21 protein-coding genes are annotated in these 20,312 nt (G+C 69.6%); 20 read left to right on the top strand and 1 reads right to left on the bottom strand.

All coding sequences use genetic code 11. The features are described 5' to 3' along the window. The first annotated feature begins 241 nt into the window (after window positions 1–241). From J3S89_RS01410 to J3S89_RS01350, 13 genes are all read left to right on the top strand, one after another. Window positions 242–739: a MarR family winged helix-turn-helix transcriptional regulator gene (locus J3S89_RS01410; RefSeq protein ID WP_217925690.1), complete on the top strand. Its 498-nt coding sequence runs from the start codon at window positions 242–244 to the stop codon at window positions 737–739. Between the two features lie 453 nt (window positions 740–1,192). Beyond that, complete coding sequence (locus J3S89_RS01405) at window positions 1,193–2,350, top strand: M20 family metallopeptidase (protein WP_217925689.1); 1,158 nt, start codon at window positions 1,193–1,195, stop codon at window positions 2,348–2,350. 27 nt (window positions 2,351–2,377) lie between these two features. Continuing rightward, window positions 2,378–3,805: a 4-hydroxyphenylacetate 3-hydroxylase family protein gene (locus J3S89_RS01400; protein ID WP_217925688.1), complete on the top strand. Its 1,428-nt coding sequence runs from the start codon at window positions 2,378–2,380 to the stop codon at window positions 3,803–3,805. Between the two features lie 104 nt (window positions 3,806–3,909). Then, a complete protein-coding gene (locus J3S89_RS01395; RefSeq protein WP_217925687.1) occupies window positions 3,910–4,590 on the top strand; it encodes a GntR family transcriptional regulator in 681 nt (226 codons plus the stop codon). After that, window positions 4,587–5,603 (top strand): ABC transporter substrate-binding protein, encoded by a 1,017-nt coding sequence (locus J3S89_RS01390; protein WP_217925686.1) that lies wholly within the window; start codon window positions 4,587–4,589, stop codon window positions 5,601–5,603. Before J3S89_RS01395 ends, J3S89_RS01390 begins: the two co-directional genes overlap by 4 nt. 112 nt (window positions 5,604–5,715) lie before the next feature. Further along, entirely contained in the window at window positions 5,716–6,795 is a 1,080-nt protein-coding gene (locus J3S89_RS01385) for an ABC transporter ATP-binding protein (protein ID WP_217925685.1), read from the top strand. After that, on the top strand, window positions 6,795–7,655 hold the full coding sequence (locus tag J3S89_RS01380; protein ID WP_217925684.1) for an ABC transporter permease: 861 nt from the start codon (window positions 6,795–6,797) through the stop codon (window positions 7,653–7,655). Before J3S89_RS01385 ends, J3S89_RS01380 begins: the two co-directional genes overlap by 1 nt. Continuing rightward, entirely contained in the window at window positions 7,652–8,467 is an 816-nt protein-coding gene (locus J3S89_RS01375) for an ABC transporter permease (RefSeq protein ID WP_217925683.1), read from the top strand. The genes J3S89_RS01380 and J3S89_RS01375 overlap by 4 nt, the downstream gene beginning before the upstream one ends. A gap of 13 nt (window positions 8,468–8,480) precedes the next feature. Beyond that, entirely contained in the window at window positions 8,481–9,041 is a 561-nt protein-coding gene (locus tag J3S89_RS01370) for a flavin reductase family protein (RefSeq protein ID WP_217925682.1), read from the top strand. A 30-nt stretch (window positions 9,042–9,071) separates the two neighbouring features. Then, window positions 9,072–9,416 (top strand): RidA family protein, encoded by a 345-nt coding sequence (locus tag J3S89_RS01365; RefSeq protein ID WP_217925681.1) that lies wholly within the window; start codon window positions 9,072–9,074, stop codon window positions 9,414–9,416. A gap of 20 nt (window positions 9,417–9,436) precedes the next feature. Next, window positions 9,437–10,756, top strand: coding sequence for an NAD(P)/FAD-dependent oxidoreductase (locus tag J3S89_RS01360; protein ID WP_217925680.1), 1,320 nt, complete (start codon window positions 9,437–9,439; stop codon window positions 10,754–10,756). Window positions 10,757–10,787: 31 nt separating this feature from the next. Beyond that, window positions 10,788–11,504, top strand: coding sequence for a DUF1028 domain-containing protein (locus J3S89_RS01355; protein ID WP_217925679.1), 717 nt, complete (start codon window positions 10,788–10,790; stop codon window positions 11,502–11,504). A gap of 46 nt (window positions 11,505–11,550) precedes the next feature. Next, on the top strand, window positions 11,551–12,912 hold the full coding sequence (locus J3S89_RS01350; RefSeq protein WP_217925678.1) for an amidase: 1,362 nt from the start codon (window positions 11,551–11,553) through the stop codon (window positions 12,910–12,912). Between the two features lie 33 nt (window positions 12,913–12,945). Here J3S89_RS01350 and J3S89_RS01345 read toward each other — a convergent pair whose 3' ends face one another. Then, window positions 12,946–13,842 carry an MBL fold metallo-hydrolase gene (locus J3S89_RS01345; protein WP_217925677.1) on the bottom strand — a complete coding sequence of 299 codons (897 nt, stop codon included), beginning with the start codon at window positions 13,840–13,842 and terminating at the stop codon, window positions 12,946–12,948. 125 nt (window positions 13,843–13,967) lie between these two features. On the opposite strand from J3S89_RS01345, the gene J3S89_RS01340 reads away from it, so the two are divergent. From J3S89_RS01340 to J3S89_RS01310, 7 genes are read left to right on the top strand one after another with little or no spacing between them, the layout of a single operon-like run. Further along, window positions 13,968–14,765: an SDR family NAD(P)-dependent oxidoreductase gene (locus J3S89_RS01340; RefSeq protein ID WP_217925676.1), complete on the top strand. Its 798-nt coding sequence runs from the start codon at window positions 13,968–13,970 to the stop codon at window positions 14,763–14,765. After that, complete coding sequence (locus tag J3S89_RS01335; RefSeq protein ID WP_217925675.1) at window positions 14,765–15,799, top strand: LacI family DNA-binding transcriptional regulator; 1,035 nt, start codon at window positions 14,765–14,767, stop codon at window positions 15,797–15,799. The genes J3S89_RS01340 and J3S89_RS01335 overlap by 1 nt, the downstream gene beginning before the upstream one ends. Next, on the top strand, window positions 15,796–16,668 hold the full coding sequence (locus J3S89_RS01330) for a branched-chain amino acid ABC transporter permease (RefSeq protein WP_217925674.1): 873 nt from the start codon (window positions 15,796–15,798) through the stop codon (window positions 16,666–16,668). The genes J3S89_RS01335 and J3S89_RS01330 overlap by 4 nt, the downstream gene beginning before the upstream one ends. Before the next feature lies 1 nt (window position 16,669). Next, the gene (locus J3S89_RS01325; RefSeq protein ID WP_217925673.1) at window positions 16,670–17,602 is read left to right on the top strand and encodes a branched-chain amino acid ABC transporter permease; all 933 of its coding nucleotides are present in this window, start codon (window positions 16,670–16,672) and stop codon (window positions 17,600–17,602) included. Beyond that, window positions 17,599–18,363: an ABC transporter ATP-binding protein gene (locus tag J3S89_RS01320; RefSeq protein ID WP_217925672.1), complete on the top strand. Its 765-nt coding sequence runs from the start codon at window positions 17,599–17,601 to the stop codon at window positions 18,361–18,363. The genes J3S89_RS01325 and J3S89_RS01320 overlap by 4 nt, the downstream gene beginning before the upstream one ends. A gap of 3 nt (window positions 18,364–18,366) precedes the next feature. After that, a complete protein-coding gene (locus J3S89_RS01315) occupies window positions 18,367–19,080 on the top strand; it encodes an ABC transporter ATP-binding protein (RefSeq protein WP_217925671.1) in 714 nt (237 codons plus the stop codon). A 40-nt stretch (window positions 19,081–19,120) separates the two neighbouring features. Next, window positions 19,121–20,278, top strand: coding sequence for an ABC transporter substrate-binding protein (locus J3S89_RS01310; protein ID WP_217925670.1), 1,158 nt, complete (start codon window positions 19,121–19,123; stop codon window positions 20,276–20,278). The last annotated feature ends 34 nt before the right edge of the window (window positions 20,279–20,312 follow it).

The raw sequence follows: 20,312 nt of genomic DNA, 5'->3' as shown, positions 1-20,312 counted from the left end.
CTTCTCGCCGACGCCTCCATCCAGGAAACCTATCTCTCGGTGTGAGGCCACGATGACGGCACCAGACGTCGCAGCCGCACCACGCCGCCACCCGTCACTTCGGCTCGTAGGGCCGAAGCGGCGCGCGTCTTTCTCGGCTGTCGCTCGAATTCGGTTTGTGCGATATTGCGCTCCCAATTCCGAAGGCGGCTTCCACCGTCCACGCTCGGTCATTTGAAATAGTCTCGCGAGAGTAGAGTTTATGCAGACGGGGCCCGCGGCGATAACGAGCGAAGATCTTCTCAAGCTCAAGGACGTCTATAAGACTCCAGGTCACCTCGTCCGGCGGACACAACAGATCGCGGTGGCGTTGTTTTCCGAGGAACTGGCGGAATTCGGCGTGACGCCGGTTCAATTCGCCTCTCTCATCGCCATCCGAGACAATCCCGGCATCGATCAGAAGCGCCTCGGCCATCTCATCGCGATCGACCGATCGACGATCACCAACGTCTTGAACGGGCTCGAGAAGAAGGGCTTCGTCTGCCGGATCGTCCCGGCGAACAATCAGCGAATCAAGCAGCTCTTCACCCTCTCCGCGGGCAACGAGCTTCTCGTCGACGCCCAGAAGGCGGTGCTTCGCGTCCAGGAGCGCCTCCTCGCGCCCTTGACGGACGAGGAGCACGCGACGTTCATCGCCCTCCTCACCAAGGTCGTCGGCGGCTCCCACGCGGCCGACCAGGTGCGCGGCCCCTCGGCCTGATCGCCCCCGGCACCCTCGGCTGCTCCTCGCCCCCGGGTCCTCGACCGAGAGACCCGGCCGCGTGACGGCGCTGCGCGCACCGTCCGATCGGCGCGCGTGATCCTCACGTGCCGCCACGCGGGAGGGACGGAGGCGCGGCCCCGCACGCTCCGACCCGCGCCCCGGGCCCGATCCGAACCCTCCCCGTTCGTTTCACCGACATCGCCGTGACGCGCAGACGCGCCCCTCGAGAGAGGGTCGTGTGGCGCCGGTCCGTCGCGCCCCCGCGCGGCCCCTCTCGCCGCTCCCCGAACCTCGGATCGTCCTCCGTGTCGCCCGTGACTGCGACGCGCCCGGCCGCGTGTTGCGGCGCCGAAGGCGGCATGCCCGAATTCTGTGCAGAGCAGCATCGATCGCGTCTTGCATCCGTGTATTCCTGTATGCATTAATACAGACAGACGAAGGGAGTGGCCGATGCCGACACCACAGACACTGAGAGCCGAGCTGAACGATCGCCTGCCGCGCATGCTCGCGGACATCGCCGAACTGGTCGGCATCGACAGCGGTTCCTATGACGCGGAGGGCGTGACCCGCGTCGTCCATTGGATCGGAGATCGGTTGCAGGACCTCGGCTTCACCCCGACCTACGAGGACGTCGAGGAGCGCGGTCAGCGCCTCTTCGCGACGCGCCGCTTCGGCGGCACAGGCCGCCTGATGATCCTCGGACATGCCGACACCGTGTGGCCGAAGGGTACCGCGCAGGAGTGGCCCTATGCCGTGAAGGGCGAGCGGGCGACCGGGCCGGGCGTCGGCGACATGAAGGGCGGTCTGGTGATGGCGATCCACGCCCTCGACCTCGCGATCGCCGCCGGTTCGACCGGGTTCGAGGAGATCAAATACGTCGTCGTCTGCGACGAGGAACTCGGCAGCCCCAAGTGCCGGAGCTGGATCGAGGATCACGCGCGCGCCGCCGACTGGGTGCTGGTGCTCGAGCCGGCGCGACCGGGTGGCGGCATGATGACCTCGCGCGGGGCGGTCGGCGCCTTCTTCGTCGAGGCGAAGGGCGCCTCGGCCCACGCCGCCGTCAACTACCACAAGGGGGCGAGCGCGGTGCGCGAGCTCGCCGCGATGGTCGGCCAGCTCGAGGCGTTGAGCGATCCCGATGCCGGTCTCGTCGTCAACGTCGGCCGCTTCGAGGGCGGTCAGGCCCGCCAGGTGATCCCGCACGAGGCCCGTCTGCACATGGACGTCCGGGCGCGCACGCAGGAACAGGCGGCGACGCTCGAGGCGGAGATCCGGCGCATCGTCGAGACGAGGCGCGACCCGCGCGTCGAGGTCGCCCTCCTCGGCGGCTGGACGCGGCCGAGCTGGCCTCCGTCGGAGGGCACCGCCCGGCTCTTCGCCATCGCCGAGCGCATCGCCCGTGAGCTCGACGTGCCGAACTTCGAGATGCCGACGGTCGCCGGCGGCTCCGACGGCAGCTTCTGCGGCGCCCTCGGCGTCCCGACGCTCGACGGTACCGGCCCGGAATGCGCCGACATCTGCAGTCGCGACGAGACCATCCTCCTGCGCAGCGTCGCCGACCGCGGCGCGATCTTCGCGGGGTTGATCGCCGAATTGAGCCGTCACTGATCCGACAGAGGAATCGAGGTTGAACCGATGACATTGATGACCGGCAACGAATATCGCGAGAGCCTTCGCGACGGCCGCAAGGTGTGGATCGACGGCGAACGGGTCGAGGACGTGACCGCGCATCCCGCCTTCACCGGCATGATCGACGCGATGGCGCGCATCTACGACATGCAGTTCGAGGACGCCTTCCGCGACGCCCTCACCTTCGAGGACGGCGACGTCCGGCGCGGCCGGTTCTACAAGCTGCCGGAGACCCGCGAGGATCTGGTCATGCGCCGCCACATGACCCATGCGGTCCTGACCGAGGTCTGTCCGGTGATGGACAGGTTCGGCGACGAGACCGTGTCGCCGCTCTTCGTCATGTACGACCGCAAGGATCTGCTCGACCAGTACGACGAGCGCTATCACCGCAACGTGGCGCGCTGGATCGACAAGCTCCAGCAGACCAATCTCTTCATGACCAGCGGCAACACCGACATGAAGGGGGATCGCAGCCGCCAGCCCTACCAGCAGCAGGATCCCGACCATTATCTCCGCGTCGTCGAGGAGCGCGCCGACGGCATCGTCGTGCGCGGCGCCAAATACGAGACCGGCGCCTCCTACGCCCACGTCGCCTTCGTCAAGCCGACCGTCGGCGCCTGGGTGGTGGAGAACACCGACTACGCCGTCGCCTTCATCGTGCCGATGAACGCCCCGGGCCTGCGCCACATCTGCCGCTCGCCCCTCGGCCTCGGCGTCGATCCCTTCGACCGGCCCCTGACCGCCCGTTTCGACGAGATCGACACGCTGCTGGTGTTCGACGACGTGTTCATCCCCTGGGAGGATGTCGTCTTCAGCCGCAAGCCGGACCTCGCCCGCCTGATCCGCACCGATCTGACCCGCTGGGCGGCGCAGGGCTTCCTGCTGCGCTCCTTCGCCAAGGCCGATACCCTCGTCGGCACGGCGCTGCTCGCCGCCGAACAGACCCGCACCATCACCATCCCGCAGGTCAAGCAGCGCATCGCCGAGCTGATGGTGTTCCGCGAGACGCTGAACTCCTTCATCCTCGCCGCGGAGGCGGCCGCGCAGCAGACGGACACCGGCCTGTGGATGCCGAACCAGGCGATCCAGAACGCCGGCCGTGTCTACGCGTCGACCAACTACAATCAGGCCGTCCACAATCTGCGCGACATCATCGGCGGCAGCCCGGTGGTCGTGCCCTCGCGCAAGTCGTTCGCCAACGAGGAGATCCGAGGCGACATCGAGAAGTACTTCCGGGTCGGCGACGTCCCGGCCGAGGATCGCATCCGGGTCGTCAATCTCGCCGTGGAATTGACGTCCTCCGCCTTCGCCGGCCGGGCCCAGGCGTACCAGATCTTCGCCGAATCACCCATCTTCGCCCAGTCGATGGCTCTCTATGAGAGTTACGACCGTCAGGGATCGGTGAAGCGGGCCGCGCGCCTCGCCAATCTCTAGGCCGCCCTCGGCCCGTCGGGACCGGGAGCGCGTCCATCCGACGTCCGCGTCCCTCACCGATCGGAGCCCGGTGCTCCGATCGGCCCCTGCAGGAGAAGACAGCCATGGAAGCCGCCCCCTTCGCCGAGCTCCCGGTCCGCGACCGCCCCGAGACCGTCAGCGCCGCCGACGCCATCCACCGCCTGCTGCGGGAGATGATCCTGGACGGCAGGCTCGCCCCCGGCACCCGGCTGCGCGAGGTCGACGTGGCCGAACGGCTCGGCGTCAGTCGCACCCCCTTGCGCGAGGCCTTCGTGCGGCTCGCCGGCGAGCGGCTGATCCGCCGGCGCGGCGCCGGCGTCGAGGTCGGCGACACCTGGGCGGAACTCGAAGGCATCCGCCACATCCGCATGGCGCTCGAGGGCTACGCCACCCGCCTCGCCGCGAGCCGCCTGACCGAGGAGGATCTCGACTTCCTCGAGGCCTCGGTCCAGCGCAGCGCCTCGCTCCCCTACGAGGCACTGCAGGAGCGCGTCGCCACCAATACCGAGTTTCACAGCCGGATCTACCAGGCCTGCGGGGTGCCGCGGCTGGTGACGGCGATCGAGAAATACTCCGAGTACTTCATGAGTGAATCGGAGCTGAAGCAACTCGACCGAGAGCAGTCGAGAACGACGATCCACGAGCACGGCGAGATCGTCGCCGCGCTGCGGGCACGCGATGCGGGGAAAGCCGAGAATCTCATCCGATCGCATCTTCTCGATGCGTTCAACAAAAGCGTCTCTCGACAGGAGAATGGCAGATGAAGTTCACCATTTCGGGAATCGGCCGAACGGTCGCGATCGCATCGGTGCTGTTTGCCGGTACGCCGGCCCTCGCAGAGAATGGGAAGCTCACCGTCCAGATCTGGGGCTCGACCTGGCAGTCGGCCTTCGAGGAAATCGCCAAGACCTTCGAGAAGAAGACCGGCATCAAGGTCGAGCCGGTCACCCAGAGCACCTCCGGCGAGGGCCTGGTCAAGCTGCAGGCGATGAAGGCCAAGCCGACCATCGACGTCTGGTTCACCACCTCCTCGGTCGCCGCGCGCGCCGCCTCCGACCAGGAGCTCTTCGCCAAGGTCCCGAGCACGGGTCTCGCCAACGTCGCGGCGCTGAACCCCGACGCCCATACCGCCGATTGGGTCGCGGCCTACTACTATCCGATGGGCATCATCTACCGCACCGACGAGGTGAAGACGCCGATCACCAGCTGGCGCGATCTGTGGAAGCCCGAGTTCGAGGGCCGTCTCGCGGTCCCGAGCGTCGGCATCTACCAGGGCTCGATGCTGCTGGTCGCCGCGACCCTCGAGGGCGGCTCGATCGACGACGTCGACCCGGGTTTCGCGGCGCTGAAGAAACTGCGCCCCAACGTCGCCCTCTACTACGCTTCGGACGCACAGGCGCGCCAGTCGATCGCCCAGGGCGAGGCGAGCGTGCTGGTCGGTCAGCCCTCCCACGCCAAGCGGCTGCGCGACGAGGGTCTGAAGGTCAAGATGGTCAGCCCCAAGCCGGCCCCGATGATGTTCGACGTGATGATGATCGTGCGCAGCGGCAACGAGGCGAACGCAGCCAAATTCATCGACTTCGTGTCGACGCCGGAGATGCAGGAGATCATCTCGATCAAGACCGGCATGGCCCCGGTCAACCCCGCCGCCAAGCCCTCGCCGGAACTGGTCGATTCGCTCCCGGCCCCGGGTGACGGCATCGCCTTCGACAACGGCAAGCTGAACGCCGCCATCGGCGGCTGGACCGAGCGCTTCAACCGCGAAATCGCCAACTGACGCTCGCATCACCGGCCGGCTCCGACGGACGGCATGACGACGCTCGACATGACGGCATCCCTCGGGGCCGGCGGGTTCCGCACGCCCCCACGACACCAGCGGCGGTCTCTCGATGGACAAGATTCAAGGAAGCTCGTTGAGCCTGCGCCGGCTCGACAAGTACTACGACAGGTTCCACGTCATCCGTGACGTGTCCCTCGACGTGCCGCCGGGGTCGCTCCTGACCCTGCTCGGCCCCTCCGGCTGCGGCAAGACGACGGTGCTGCGGATGATCGCCGGCTTCGTCGCCAGCACCTCCGGCGAGATCCTCGTCGACGGACGCGACATCGCCGGTCTGCAGCCCGAGGCGCGCGACACCGGCATGGTGTTCCAGAACTACGCGCTCTTCCCCCACATGACGGCGGCCGACAACGTCGCCTTCGGCCTGAGGATGCGCCGGCTGTCGAAGGCGGAGATCGTCGAGCGGGTGCGCGACGCCCTCGACATGGTCAAGCTCGGCGCCCTGGCCGGCCGCTATCCCTCGCAGCTCTCCGGTGGTCAACAGCAGCGCGTCGCCCTCGCCCGCGCCCTGGTCGTTCGCCCCAAGCTGCTGCTGCTCGACGAGCCCCTCGGGGCTCTCGATCGCAACCTGCGCGACGAGATGCAGGCGGAACTGCGCAATCTGCAGCGTTCGCTCGGCATCACCACCGTGGTCGTCACCCACGACCAGGACGAAGCGCTCTATCTCTCGGACTGGATCGCGGTCCTGAAGGAGGGTCGCATCGAACAGTTCGGCCAGCCGTTGGACATCTACGACCGGCCCGCCTCGCAGTTCGTCTCCCGCTTCATGGGCATCGCCAATCTGCTTCCCGCCCGGGTCGTCGGCTCGGTGGGGTCGCGGGTCGAGATCGCGATGGGCGGCGTGCGGGTCGCCGGCTGGCACCCGGAGGGGCTCGCGGCGGGGCGCGACGTGCAGATCGCGGTGCGGCCGACCCATGTCGAGGTCGCCGCCGCGATCGACCCGCGCGACGGCTTCGTCGGCACCGTCTCCGCCGTCGCCGAACTCGGCGAGAAGGTCGTCTATCAGGTCGACGCCGCCGGCACCCGCTTCGAGGCGCACGCCTCGCGCATGCGCTCGGTGCGGCGTCACGAGCCCGGGGCCACCGTGAAGGTCGTCCTCGATCCCGACCACACGATCGTATTGGAGCGGTGATGGACAAGGAGAACCGACATCACCTGTGGCTGACCGTGCCGGCGCTGCTGTCGATCGGCCTGCTGTTCTCCGCCTACGGGCTCTTCGGCTGGACCAGCTTCTATCGGGCGACGCCGGGAGGGCTCGGCGTCGGCGGTGACTTCACCTTCGACAACTACCTGCGCATCTTCGGCTCGTGGCGCGAGCTGGCTGTGATCGGCGAGACGTTGTGGATCTCCTTCGCGCTGACGATGATCTCCCTGGTGATCGCGGTGCCCATGGCCCTGGTCATCGCCCGTTCGCCGTCGCGGCTGGTGCGCAGCATCCTGCTCTTCACCCTCGCCGTCACCTTCCTGTCGGGGGGCGTGACGCGCGCCTATGCCTGGATGGTGCTGCTCGGCAACAAGGGCCTGATCAATCTGGCGCTGGTGCATCTCGGGGTGATCGAGCGGCCGATCCGGTTGGTCTTCAACTGGCTCGGCGTCTCGATCTCGCTCGTCCACTTCCTGCTGCCCTTCACCGTCTTCACCCTGGTCGGGGCGGTGAAGAACCTGCCGCTGTCGGTCGAGGAGGCCGCTCGCAATCTCGGCGCGACGCGGATGACGACCTTCTTCCGCGTCACCCTGCCGTTGCTCTCCTCGGGCCTCGTGGTGGCGGCGTCGCTCACCTATTCGCTGGCGCTCTCCTCCTTCCTCTTCCCGCTGCTGCTCGGCGGCGGCCGGGTCCGGATGGTCGCCAACCACATCTACGAGCGCCTCTTCGTCGCCTACGACATTCCCTTCGCCGCCGCGACGTCGGCCGTCTTCCTGGTCCTCTCCTTCGTAGTGATCCTCGGCTTCGCCGGTCTCGAGCGGCTGGTCCGCAAGGTGGTGGTGCGATGAACCGTCGCTCTCTCGAACGCCCCTACGGCCGTCTGGTGCCGCTCACCGCGACGCTGGCCTGTCTGTTCCTGTTGCTGCCGGTCGTCTTCGTGGTGGCGTTCTCCTTCAACGACGGCGCCTATTTCCAATGGCCGCCGCGCGGGCCGACGTTGCGCTGGTACGTCAACTTCTTCGAGTCCGAGCGGTTCATGACCGCGACGGAACACTCGTTGAAGGTCGCGCTCATCGTCACCCCCGCCTGTCTGGTCGTCGGCCTGCCGACGGCGGTGGCGATCGCGCGCGGCCGCTTCGCCGGTCGCGACCTGATCGCGACGCTGCTGCTGTCCCCGCTGATCGTTCCCGGGGTGGTGACCGGCGTGGCGCTGCTCGCGCTCTTCACCGCGGTCCACGGCGATCTCGGCCTCGGGCGCCTGCTGATCGGCATGTTCGTCTTCGGCCTGCCCTTCGCGGTCCGGACCATGGTCGCCGACCTGCTCGGCCTCGATCCCCGGCTCGAGGAGGCGGCGCGCAACCTCGGAGCGACGCGGTTGAGGACCTTCTTCCTGGTCACCCTGCCGCAGCTGAAGTCGAGCATGCTGGCCGGGGCGGTCTTCGTCTTCGTCGAGGCGATCGACAACTTCTCGATCAGCGTCTTCCTCACCGACGAGCGCAGCGCGGTTCTGCCGGTCGTCGCCTACCAGTACATCCGCGACTTCGACGATCCGACCGTGGCCGCCATGGCGACGCTGCTGATCGCGCTGTCCTGCGCCCTGGTCTTCGCCATCGAACGGCTCATCGGCTTCGAGCGGATGATGCACATCAACCGGAAATGAGAGGGTCATCGTCATGACTGCTGCGGCCTGCTCCGAGATCGAGCGTGCCGGCGGGCCGGCGACCGGCGGGGATCCCGCCGATCCGGTCTTCGATCCGCGCCTCCTGCGCCACGCCTTCGGCCGTTTCGCCACCGGCGTGACGGTGATCACCACCCGCGCCCCCGACGGCCGTTCGGTCGGGATGACCGCGAGTTCCTTCAACACGGTCTCGCTCGACCCGCCGCTGATCCTGTGGAGCATCCGCCTGACGACGCCGAGCCTCGCGGCGTTCCGCGCCAATTCCCATTTCGCGGTCAACGTGCTCGCCGCCCATCAGGAAGACGTGTGCGCCCGCTTCGCCCGTCCGGCGGAGGACAAGTTCGAGGGGCTCGCCCACCGTCCCGGCCTCGGCGGCGCGCCGATCCTGGACGGGGCGATCACCCGCCTGCAATGCCGCGTCTGGGCCCGCTATCCCGGCGGCGACCACGAGATCTTCGTCGGCCGCGTGCTCGACGTCGAGACCATCGAGGGCGATCCGCTGGTCTTCCACGGCGGCGCCCTGCATCACCTCGCCCCCACCGCCGCCTTGGCCTGAACCCTCCGATCCCGAGGAGACGCGATCCCCATGACCATCCGCCGTCTGGAACTCCTGAAGCGCACCAGCATGGTCTCCATCCACCGCGACACCGTCTATGTCGCCGGCCAGTGCGGCAGCGTCGGCGACGACATCCGCACCCAGACGCGCACCGCCCTCGCCAAGGTCGAGCGCTGGCTGGAAGCCGCCGGCAGCGACAAGTCGAAACTGCTCCAGGCGACGATCTGGCTCGCCGACATGGCCGATTTCGACGCGATGAACGAGGTCTGGGAGGCCTGGATCGATCCGGCCAACCCGCCGTGCCGGGCGACCGGCGTCGTGCGCCCGGCGGTCGCCGGCCTCGACGTCGAGGTCATCGTCGTCGCGGCCCTGTGACCCCCGAGGACCCGGCGACGATGACGCGAGATCCCGCCCCCCTTTCCGAGGTCCCGGTTCCGGCCGAGCGGCGGCGGTCCGTCGTCGTGGTCGGCGCCGGCGTCGTCGGCCTCTCCTCGGCGCTGTGGCTGCTGCGCGCGGGTCACGGCGTGACCGTCGTCGACGAGAACCCGCCGGTCGACGGCGGCGACTACCGCCGGGCCTGCACCTTCGGCAATGCCGCCACGATCGCGGTCAGCGCCTGCCTGCCGCTCGCCACCCCCGGCATCGTCCGCCGCGTCCCGGCCATGCTGGCCGATCGGCGCGGTCCGCTCGCCATCTCCTGGCGCGATCTGCCGGGGATGGCGCCCTGGCTGCTCTCCTTCCTGAAGGCGTCGCGCCCGGCCGAGTTCGACCGCATCGTTCCCGTCCTCGGCCGGCTGCTGCGCCTCGCCGAGGACGGCCACGCGTCGCTGATGACGGAGAGCGGCGTCGCCGGGCTGAAACGGTCGATCGGCTGCATGCATCTCTTCCGCGGCGAGGCGGCGTTGCGGGCGGCCGAGGCGAGCTTCGCGCTGCGCGAGCGCGAGGGGGTGCGGATGGAGCGGCTCGACGTCGCCGCGGTCCGCGACCGCGAGCCCGGGCTCGCGCCGCTCTATCGCGGCGGCATCTTCTTCCCCGACTGCTATTCCATCGACGATCCGCACCGCTACGCCGAGGGGCTGGCGCGGGCGATCGTGGCGCGCGGCGGGCGCATTCTGCGCGGCCGCGCGGCCGGGATCGAGAGCGGTCCGGACGCCGTGTCGGTCGTGATCGAGGGTGAACGCCTGTCGGTCGAGCGGATCGTCGTCGCGGGCGGCGCGTGGTCGAGGCGGCTCGCCGCGGGCCTCGGCGACGAGATCCGTCTCGGCGTCGAGCGCGGCCATCACGTGCTCTTTCCCGGCGGCGAGAAGCTGCTCGCCACGCCCACGCTCTATCCCGAGGACGGGTTCTACATGACGCCGCTCGGCGAAGGGCTGCGCTCGGCCGGCACGATCGAGCTCGGCGGTCTCGACCGGCCGCCTCGGGCGCTGCGCACGGCCGTGATCGCCGAGAAGACGCGGGCGTTTCTCCCCGGGCTCGGGGCGCCGTCGCGGGATTGGCTCGGCTTCCGCCCGTCGATGCCGGATTCGCTGCCGGTGATCGGCCGGTCGCCGACGGAACCGCGCGTGATCTACGCCTTCGGTCACGGTCACCTCGGCCTGACGCTCGGCGGCATCACCGGGCGGATCGTCGCCGATCTCGTCGGCGACCTCCCGCCGCCGATCGATCTCGCGCCGCTCCGGCCCGACCGCTTTCCCCGCAATCCGTTCCGACCGTGATCGCGGCGCGAGCCGCGCGGAGACCCGACCCATGACCTTCTCGATCGCCATCCGTTGCCCGCGCACCGGCATGTTCGGCGTCGCCGCGGCGACCTCGAGCCCGGCCGTCGGCAGCCGTTGCCTGTTCGTGCGCGCCGGCGTCGGCGCGGTGCTGAGCCAGCATCGCACCGACCCCCGGCTCGGACCGCGCGGGCTCGACTTCCTCGCCGCCGGCCTCGACGCCGCCGCGACGATCGAGGCGCTGGTCGCCTCGACGCCCGACGCGAAATGGCGTCAGCTCGCCGTCGTCGACCGGACCGGCGGCGTCGCCTTCTTCCACGGATCGGAGCACCGGCCGATCTTCGCGGCGGCGACCGGCGCCGGAACCGTGGCGATCGGCAACATCCTCGCCGACGCGAGCGTCTGCGCGGCCGAGATCGAGGCCGCCGAGCGCCTCTCGGGCGAGGAGATCGGCGAACGGCTCCTCGCCGCGCTCGAGGCGGGGCTCGCGGCCGGGGGCGAAGTCTTTCCCCTGCGCTCGGCCGCCCTGGCGATCGCCGATCGTCTGCCCTTCCCGCTCGCCGATCTGCGCGTCGACGACGACCCCGCGCCGATTGCGGCGCTGCGCCGACTGTGGGAGAGCTGGCGTCCGCAGATGGCGACGTTCACGTCGCGGGCCGAGGATCCCGACGCCGGCGGCCGGGCGACCGATTCGCTCGAGATCCTCGCCGCGCGCCGTTCCTCGCCGCGCGCCGACCCCGCCGGATGACCTCCGCCTTTCGCTCCGTCCCCTCCCTCGATCGAGGCCCCCGCCCATGACCGATGCCGCCCCCTCCCTCGCCGCTCTCGCCGCCGACCTCGCCTCGGGGGCGACCTCGAGCCGCGATCTGGTCGAAGGCTGCCTGGAGCGCATCGCCCGCTCGAGCGAGGGGGCGACGACCTTCCTCGCGGTCGCGGCGGAGGGCGCCCGCGCGGCGGCCGACGCCATGGACCTGCTGCGCCGGGCCGGGGCGGCGCCCTCGCCCTGGGCGGGGATCCCGATCTCGATCAAGGATCTCTTCGACATCGCCGGCGAGGTCACCACGGCGGGCTCGGTGGTGCTCGCCGACCGGCCGCCGGCTCGCCGCGACGCCCCCGCCGTCGCGCGCTTGCGGCGGGCCGGCTTCGTCGTGATCGGCCGCACCAACATGACCGAATTCGCCTATTCCGGCCTCGGGCTCAACCCGCACCACGGCACGCCGCGCAGCATCTGGGGACGCGACGAGGGGCGCGGCCGCGCGCCCGGCGGCTCGTCGTCCGGGGCGGCGGTCTCCGTCGCCGAGGCCATGGCGCATGCCGCCCTCGGCACCGACACCGGCGGCTCGTGCCGCATCCCCGCCGCCTTCAATCGTCTCGTCGGCTTCAAGCCGACCGCCCGCCGCGTGCCGCGCGAGGGGGCGATCCCGCTCTCGACGACGCTCGATTCGATCGGCCCGATCGCCCGCACGACCGACTGCTGCGCCGTTCTCGACGCGATCCTGGCGGGGGAGGAGCCGGTCGCCCTCGACCTCCGGCCGGTCGCCGGCCTCCGGCTGGCGGTGCCGACCACCCATGTGCTCGACGGGCTCGATCCGGCGGTCGCCGAGGCCTTCGGCGCGGCGCTGAAGCGGCTCGGCGATGCCGGCGCCGCGATCACCGAGATCGAGGCGCCGGAGTTCGCCGAGATCCCCGGCCTCGGTGCCGGGGGCGGCTTCACCGCCGCCGAGGCCTATGCCTGGCACGAGGAGACCCTGACCGCGCGGGGCGAGGCCTATGACCGGAGGGTGGCGGCGCGGCTCCGTGTCGGCGCCACCCGGTCGGCGGTCGAGTACCTGCGCCTCGAGGCGGCGCGGCGGCGGCTGATCGACGCCGTCGCCGCCCGGTTCGCCGGCTTCGACGCGGTGGTGATGCCGACGGTGGCGGTGGTGCCGCCGCGCATCGCCGATCTCGACGACGACGAGGCCTATGTCCGTACCAATCTCCAGGTGCTGCGCAACACGTCGCTGATCAACATGATCGACGGTTGCGCCGTCTCGCTGCCGATCGGCGGCGACGCGCCGGTCGGGCTGATGGTCGCCGGCACCGCCGGCAGCGATCGAACCGTGCTGACCGTCGCCCGCGCGATCGAGCAGGCGCTCGGCCGGCCGGTCCGGTCCTGATCGGCCGCGTCGGATGCCCCGGCGGCCGGCGCGTCACTCGAGATGTTCGATGTCGAACAGATCCCCGTCGCGGCGGATGTAGCCGGCGGTCGGACCGACGAAGTGGCAGGTGAGCATCAGCCGATGCTCGTCGCAGCAGCGATTGAGCAACGACAGCCGCGTGGCGCGCGCCTTCTCCGGCTCGAAGTCACCGACGTTGACGAGCTGGTGCTCGCGCAATTGGATCTGGTGATGGATCGCGTCGCCGGTGATCAGCGCCTTGTCCCGGCGGCCCTCGATGCTGACGCAGACGTGGCCGGGCGTGTGGCCGTGCGACGGCTCGAGCCGGACGTTCTCCTCGAGATCGTGGAAGAGCGCGTGGTCGTCGGCGACGAAGTCGACGAGCCCGGCCTCGACGACCGGCAGGACGCTGTCGCGGAACGAGCCGTGCCCGATCGGAACGTCGGGGGTCTCCTTCTGCCGCGCGACGTGATGCTCGTATTCGCGGCGGGAGAAGACGTGGCGCGCGTTCTTGAAGGTAGGAACCCAGCGGCCGTCCTCGAGACGAGTGTTCCAGCCGACATGGTCGGTGTGGAGATGGGTGCACATCACCACGTCGATGTCGTCGGCCGTCAGCCCGTGCGCGGCAAGGGCGCGCATGTAGGTGTCGAGCTTCAGCCGATGCTGCCAATGCATCGTCGGCCGTTCCTTGTGGTTGCCGTTGCAGGTGTCCACCAGGATGTTGAGGCCGCCCGCGCGCACCAGCCAGCTGTGGAAGCTGATCGCGAACATCCGAGCGGAGGGGTCGTAGAGCCGGGGTCCGAGCCACGCGACGTTCCGGTCGAGAGCCGCCTGATCGATGTTCTTGTAGAACCAGAAGGCGTCCACCCAGAGCGGGTCGATCTCGACGATCCGATCCACCCGCACCCCGCCCAGATCCAGCGTCCTCATGTCCATCTCCGATGAAACGTTTGCGTTCGATATGCCGAAGCCAAACATAAACACCCATTGACTGCAAGGGGTTCCGACAATATCAATCGTGAAACGTTTTATTGAAGAGACGTGTGGAGGGGGAAATGCGAGGGGATCGGCTCGACGGGCGCGTCGCGCTCGTGATCGGCGGCGGCTCGTCCGCCGCCGTCGGCGGACCGTCGAACGGCCAGGCCGCGGCGCTGACCTATGCCCGCCACGGCGCCACCGTCGTCGTCGTGGATCGGCACGCCGCCGCCGCCGAGGCGACCGCCCGCGACATCGTCGCGGAGGGCGGCCGCGCCGTCGCCGCGGTCGCCGACGTCCGCGACGGGGCGAGCATCGCCGCGCTCGTCGACACCGTCGCGCGCGATCACGGCCGCATCGACGTCCTCCACAACAACGTCGGCATCGAGGCGCCCGGCGACGTGGTCGAGACCACCGAGGAGGATTGGGATCTCGTCCACGACGTCAATCTCAAGGGTGTCTTCCTGACCTGCAAGGCGGCGGTGCCGGTGATGCGGGCCGGCGGTGGCGGCGCCATCGTCAACATCTCCTCGACCGCCTCGCTGCGCTGGTCGCCGGCGCGTTTCCTCGCCTACAACAGCTCCAAGGCGGCGCTGAACCACATGTCGCGGATCATGGCGCGCCAGCTCGCGCCGGATCGCATCCGTGTCAACGTCGTCGTGCCCGGCATGATGGACACGCCGCACATCCGCACTCTCTACCGTGACATGACGCCCGAAGAACTCGCCGCCAAGCTCGCCGAACGCGACGCGGCCTGTCCGATGGGCCGGCAGGGCACCTGCTGGGACGTGGCGGCCGCCTCCCTGTTCCTGGCGAGCGACGCGGCCTCCTACGTCACCGGCGTCCTTCTCCCCGTCGACGGAGGCTTGTCGATCTGATGGCCAAGAAACCGACCATCGTCGACGTCGCGCGTCTGGCGGAGGTGACGCCGGCCACGGTGTCGCGCGCCCTCAACGGTCAGGCCGGCGTCAGCGCGGCGGTGCGGGCGCGGATCGAGCGCGCCGTGCGCGACATCGGCTACAGCACCAGCGCCGCCGCCCGCACCATGCGCGCGGGATCGACGCACATCGTCTCCTGCCACGTCTCCGATCTCTCGAACCCGTTGCTCACGGCGATCTATCTCGGCATCGAGCGCCGCCTTCTGCGCTCGGGCCATACGCTGCTCGTGCACGGCACCGAATACGACGAGGCGCTGGAGCGCGCCGCGCTCGAGCGCGACATCGCCCGCTCGATCGACGCGATCATCACCATCGGCGGCCCGACCGACCACGTCGTCTACGAGGACGCGCTCGCCCATGCGGGGATCCCGGTGGTCTGCGTCGACCGGGTCGGCGAGGTCCACGACACGATCTACGTCGACCACGAGACCGGCGGACGGGCGGCGGTCCGTCATCTCCTCGGCCTCGGCCATCGCCGCATCGGCCTCGTCGTGCCGCCGACCAATCTCTGCGCGCCCGCCGCCCGCCTGCGCGGCTACCGCGCCGAACTCGCCGCCGCCGGCCTGCCGTTCGATCCGGCGCTGGTGCACGACGAGGCGACCGGCGCCTTCACCGCCGAGGCGCTGGGGGGGCTCCTCGACCGGGACGATCCGCCGACCGCCCTGATCGTCCTCGCCAATCGGATGCTCGCCATGGTCCTGACCCACCTGCGCGAGACCGGACGGAAGGTCGGCCGCGACCTGTCGCTGATCTCGGTCGGCCGCTCGCGCCTCGCCGAACTCTACGATCCCGGGATCACGATGATCGATTGGGACGCCGCCGCGCTCGGCGAGGTGGCGGCGGAGACCGCGCTGTCGCGGCTGACGCCGGCGGGGGCGGAACGTCCGCGCCGCGTCCGCCACTTCCCGACCCGGCTGGTGATCGGCCAATCCTGCGCGGCGCCGGCCTCCCGGCGGGAAGGAGCGCCGGCATGACCCTTCTCTCGCTCGTCGTCTCCGGCCTCGCGCTCGGCTCGATCTACGCCCTGATCGGCGTCTCCCTGGTGATCATCTCCAAGGCGACCGACGTGGTGAACTTCGGTCAGGGCGAGATGGCGATGTTCGGCGCCTTCCTGACGCTGACCCTCTTGCGCCAGACCGACATGCCGCTGTGGCTCGCGGTGCTCGCGACGCTGCCGATCGGCTTTCTCCTCGGCGCCCTGGTCCAGCTGATCGTCGTCCGGCCGATCGAGAACGCGCCCGCGCTCAACGTCCTGATCTCGACGCTCGGCCTCTTCTTCGTCTTCAACAGCGCCGCCGGCATCGTCTGGGGCTTCGATCCCCATCCCTTCCCCTCGCTCTTCGAGCTCGCGCCGATCACGGTCGGCGGGGTCGCGGTGACGCCGGCGAGCCTCGGCATCATCGCCGTCGCGCTCTCGGTGATGTTCGCCCTCTACCTCTTCTTCGAGAAGACCCGGTGGGGCACCGCGATGCGCGCGGCGAGCATGAACCGCACGGCGGCGCGCATGATGGGGATCCGCGTCGAGCACGTCGCCGTCGCCGCCTGGGGGCTCGCCGGCGGACTGTCGGTGATCTCGGCGGTGCTGATCGCGCCGCTCACCTTCCTCGATCAGCAGATGATGGTGTCGATCATCCTCAAGGGCTTCGCCGGGGCGATCCTCGGCGGCTTCTCGAGCCTGCCGGGTTCGGTGATCGGCTGCCTGATCCTCGGCGTCGCCGAGACGCTGTTCGGGGCCTACGTGTCCACCTCGATGAAGGACAGCTTCGCCTTCGTCCTCATCATTCTCGTCCTTCTCCTGCGTCCATCGGGCGTGTTCGTCACCAATCGAGCCAAGAAGGTCTGACATGGACAAGCGGATCCTCGACATCGCGGCGATCGCGGCGGCTCTCGTCGCCCCCGTGTTCTTCGGTCCCTACGGCCACTACATCATGTGCATGGCGACGATCTACGCCATGGTGTCCCTGAGCCTGAACGTCCTGGTGAGCGAGGCGGGACTGATCTCGATCGGCCATGCCGGTTTCTGGGCGGTCGGCGCCTATGGTTCGGCGGTGCTGGTCGAGCGCGTCGGGGTGCCGTTCGAGGTCTCGGTCGTCGCCGCGGCGGGGCTCGCCGGCCTGGTCGGCGTCGTCGTCGGCCTGCCGGCGCTCCGGGTGCGCGGCCATTATCTGGCGATCGCCACCCTCGGCTTCTCGCTGGTTCTCGTCCACGTCCTCTACGAATGGGACGGCCTGACCGGCGGCCGGCAGGGCATGTTCGTGCAGCGCCCCTCCCTCTTCGGCTGGAGCCTCGCCGAGGATCGGCAGGCCTATTACCTGTGTCTGGCGATCTTCGGCCTCCTGGTGCTGCTGGTCCGGAATTTCCGGCGTTCGCTCGGCGGCCTGTCGATCAACGCGCTGCGCCAGTCGGAACTCGCGGCGCAGTGCTGCGGCATCGACCTCGCCGCGTCGCGGCTCTTCGCCTTCGCCTTTTCCGCCGCGCTGACCGGGGCCTCCGGTGCGCTCTACGGCGCCGTGCTCGGCCAGCTCTCCACCGACAGTTTCACCCTGGTGGTGTCGCTGAGCTTCCTCACCATGGCGGTGGTCGGCGGCATGAGCAGCGTCTGGGGTGCGGTGCTCGGCGGCCTCTTCCTGGCGGGGGCGCCGGAGGGGCTGCGGGCCTTCGAGAAATGGCAGATGCTCATCTACGGCGTGCTGCTCATCGTCTTCATCCGGGTGCTGCCCAAGGGCCTCGCCTCGCTGCCGGAACGGTTGGCGCCGCTGATCGGAGGCCGCCGATGAGCCCGGCTCTGCGCGTCCGCGATCTCTCGGTCTATTTCGGCGGCCTCAAGGCGGTCGACGGGGTCGGCTTCTCGGTCGAGCCGGGCGTGGTGTGCGGCCTGATCGGTCCGAACGGCGCCGGCAAGACGACGCTGCTCAACTGCCTGACCCGCATCACCCGGCCGACCTCCGGTTCGATCGAGGCCTTCGGCCGCGACGTGTTGAGGCTGCCGATCCACGCGATCACCCGCATCGGCATGATGCGGACCTTCCAGAACCTCGAGCTGTTCGGCGATCTGACCACGCTCGACAACATCGCGATGGGTTGCGCCCACAGGTTCCGCACCGGGCTCCTTTCCGAGCTTCTCGCCCTGCCCTCGGCGCGCCGGGCGCGCGAGGCGGCCTATGGCGAGGCGGAGGCGATGCTCGTCGAGCTCGGCCTCGCCGAACATCGCGACCGGCGGGTCTCGGACCTCTCCTTCGGCACGCGCAAGAACGTCGAGCTGGCGCGGGCGCTGTGCTCGCGGCCGAAGCTGATGCTGATGGACGAGCCGGCCGCCGGCCTCAACGGAGCGGAATCGGCCGAGCTCGGGCGGCGCATCCGCCGCTTCGCCACCGAGCGGGGCATCACGGTTCTGCTGGTCGAACACGACATGCCGCTGGTGATGAGCGCCTGCGACAAGATCGTCGTGGTGGTGCAGGGCAGGAAGATCGCCGAGGGGAAGCCGGAGGAGATCCGGCGCAATCCCGAGGTGATCGACGCCTATCTGGGCGAGGGCTGAACCATGTTGCTCGAAGTCGAGGATCTCACCGTCGACTACGGCGGCATCCGCGCGGTCGACGGCGTCTCCTTCGCCCTCGACCAGGGCGCCGTTCTCGCCGTGCTCGGGGCGAACGGGGCCGGCAAGTCGTCGCTGCTCCATGCCCTGTTGGGGGTGAGCGAGGGCACCGTCGGCGGCCGCATCCGCTTCAAGGGCGAGGACATCCGTGGTCGCCGCCCGGACGAGATCGTCACGCGCGGCATCGCCATGTCGCCGGAGGGGCGCCGCCTCTTCGCCGATCTGACGGTCGCGGAGAACCTCGCGATCGGCGGCTTCCGCCGCCGCGACCGCGCCGCGATGCGCCGCGACCGCGAGGAGATCCTCGATCTCTTCCCGCGTCTGCGCGAACGGCTGAACCAGTCCGCCGGCACGCTCTCCGGCGGCGAGCAACAGATGGTCGCCGTCGGCCGCGCCCTGATGGCGGCGCCGGACCTGCTTCTCCTGGACGAGCCGACGCTCGGCCTCGCGCCCCTCTTCATCGAGGAGATCATGGCCCTGATCGCCGAGATCCGCGGCCGAGGCATCACCATCGTCGTCGTCGAGCAGAACGCGAAGAAGGCGCTGGCCCGCGCCGACTTCGCCCACGTGATGGAGAGAGGACGGATCGTCCTCTCCGGAAGCGCGGCCGAGATGGGCGCCCGCGAGGACATCGTCTCGGCCTATCTCGGCATGCACTGAAAAGAAGAAGACGAAACCGAACGATCTGAGGAGGAAGTCCATGTTCGACCGGAGAGTGTTCACCGCCGGCCTGTTGGCCGTGGGTCTCGCCACGCCGACCTTCGCCGCCGATCCCGGCGTTTCGGCCGAGGAGATCCACATCGGCTCGTTCCTGCCGCTCCAGGGAGGTCTGTCGGCCGGCGCCAACCAGTATCGCGACGGGTTGGAGTCCTACATCAAGTGGGTCAACAAGAACGGCGGCGTGAAGGGCCGGATGATCCGCCTCACCGTCGAGAACGACAACTACAATCCCCAGCAGGCGGTGGCGGCGGCCAAGAAGCTCGTCGACCGCGACGGCGTCTTCGCCATCGTCGGCACGCTCGGCACCTCCAACAATCTCGCCGCCATCCCCTATCTCGTCTCGCGCGGCGTGCCGCTGATCGGCCCGCTCGGCAGCCATCCGAGCATCAACACGCCGACCGAACGGATCGTCTTCCCGATCTCGCCGCTCGGCTCGTCGCACGGCATCTCGCTCGCCGCCTTCGCCCACGAGGAACTCGGGGCGAAGAGGATCGCGGTGTTCTACCAGGACGACCAGTACGGCGCCGAGCTGCTCGGCGGCGTGAAGAGCTACGCGACCGAGAAGGGGCTCGAGATCGTCGCCACCGCGACCTATCTGCCGAGCGACGTCGACTTCTCCGGTCAGGTCGCCGCGCTCTCGAAGGCGCAACCGGACGCGGTGGTGATGGCGGTCGTGCCGAAGCCGGGGGCGCTGTTCCTGCGCGAGGCCAAGAAGGTCGGCTGGAAGACCAGTTTCCTCGCCCCGCAGCTGATGGCCGACAAGATCACCCGCGACCTCGGCGGCGACGCGCTCGACGGCATGTACGTCAATCTCTATTCGGCGGTCCGCACCATGGACACGCCGGTGGTGAAGACCGGCGTCGCCGCGCTCGCCGAATTCGCGCCGTCGACGCCGCCCGACTATTGGGCCTTCATCGGCATGTCGGGCGCGCATCTCTTCGTCACCGCGCTTTCGAGGATCGAGGGCGAACCGACCCGCGAGAAGCTGATGACCGCGCTCGAGAGCCTCGGCACCTACGATCCGCAGCTGATCCCGCCGGTGACCTACAAGCCCGGCGAACATCGCGGCCCCACGGTGTTCGGCTTCGCCCGCGTCGTCGGCGGTGACGTCCGGTTGATCAAGTCCTGGGCGAAGTGAGAGGGTTCGGGAGGCCCGCCGGCCTCCCGCCCCA

The sequence above is a fragment of the Pinisolibacter aquiterrae genome (assembly GCF_019160155.1).
Lineage (GTDB): Bacteria > Pseudomonadota > Alphaproteobacteria > Rhizobiales > Ancalomicrobiaceae > Pinisolibacter > Pinisolibacter aquiterrae.
The sequence above is the reverse complement of the archived record's forward strand: the minus strand, read 5'-3'. Positions and strand labels throughout refer to the sequence as shown.

Bases quoted from the DNA above. Each gene is read 5' to 3' on its own strand.
- J3S89_RS01355 (WP_217925679.1), top strand. From the start codon at position 10,788: ATGACCTTCTCGATCGCCATCCGTTGCCCGCGCACCGGCATGTTCGGC.
- J3S89_RS01405 (WP_217925689.1), top strand. From the start codon at position 1,193: ATGCCGACACCACAGACACTGAGAGCCGAGCTGAACGATCGCCTGCCG.
- J3S89_RS01345 (WP_217925677.1), bottom strand. From the start codon at position 13,842: ATGAGGACGCTGGATCTGGGCGGGGTGCGGGTGGATCGGATCGTCGAG.
- J3S89_RS01400 (WP_217925688.1), top strand. From the start codon at position 2,378: ATGACATTGATGACCGGCAACGAATATCGCGAGAGCCTTCGCGACGGC.
- J3S89_RS01360 (WP_217925680.1), top strand. From the start codon at position 9,437: ATGACGCGAGATCCCGCCCCCCTTTCCGAGGTCCCGGTTCCGGCCGAG.
- J3S89_RS01390 (WP_217925686.1), top strand. From the start codon at position 4,587: ATGAAGTTCACCATTTCGGGAATCGGCCGAACGGTCGCGATCGCATCG.
- J3S89_RS01410 (WP_217925690.1), top strand. From the start codon at position 242: ATGCAGACGGGGCCCGCGGCGATAACGAGCGAAGATCTTCTCAAGCTC.
- J3S89_RS01380 (WP_217925684.1), top strand. From the start codon at position 6,795: ATGGACAAGGAGAACCGACATCACCTGTGGCTGACCGTGCCGGCGCTG.
- J3S89_RS01340 (WP_217925676.1), top strand. From the start codon at position 13,968: ATGCGAGGGGATCGGCTCGACGGGCGCGTCGCGCTCGTGATCGGCGGC.
- J3S89_RS01315 (WP_217925671.1), top strand. From the start codon at position 18,367: ATGTTGCTCGAAGTCGAGGATCTCACCGTCGACTACGGCGGCATCCGC.
- J3S89_RS01320 (WP_217925672.1), top strand. From the start codon at position 17,599: ATGAGCCCGGCTCTGCGCGTCCGCGATCTCTCGGTCTATTTCGGCGGC.
- J3S89_RS01370 (WP_217925682.1), top strand. From the start codon at position 8,481: ATGACTGCTGCGGCCTGCTCCGAGATCGAGCGTGCCGGCGGGCCGGCG.
- J3S89_RS01325 (WP_217925673.1), top strand. From the start codon at position 16,670: ATGGACAAGCGGATCCTCGACATCGCGGCGATCGCGGCGGCTCTCGTC.
- J3S89_RS01310 (WP_217925670.1), top strand. From the start codon at position 19,121: ATGTTCGACCGGAGAGTGTTCACCGCCGGCCTGTTGGCCGTGGGTCTC.
- J3S89_RS01350 (WP_217925678.1), top strand. From the start codon at position 11,551: ATGACCGATGCCGCCCCCTCCCTCGCCGCTCTCGCCGCCGACCTCGCC.
- J3S89_RS01330 (WP_217925674.1), top strand. From the start codon at position 15,796: ATGACCCTTCTCTCGCTCGTCGTCTCCGGCCTCGCGCTCGGCTCGATC.
- J3S89_RS01395 (WP_217925687.1), top strand. From the start codon at position 3,910: ATGGAAGCCGCCCCCTTCGCCGAGCTCCCGGTCCGCGACCGCCCCGAG.
- J3S89_RS01365 (WP_217925681.1), top strand. From the start codon at position 9,072: ATGACCATCCGCCGTCTGGAACTCCTGAAGCGCACCAGCATGGTCTCC.
- J3S89_RS01385 (WP_217925685.1), top strand. From the start codon at position 5,716: ATGGACAAGATTCAAGGAAGCTCGTTGAGCCTGCGCCGGCTCGACAAG.
- J3S89_RS01335 (WP_217925675.1), top strand. From the start codon at position 14,765: ATGGCCAAGAAACCGACCATCGTCGACGTCGCGCGTCTGGCGGAGGTG.
- J3S89_RS01375 (WP_217925683.1), top strand. From the start codon at position 7,652: ATGAACCGTCGCTCTCTCGAACGCCCCTACGGCCGTCTGGTGCCGCTC.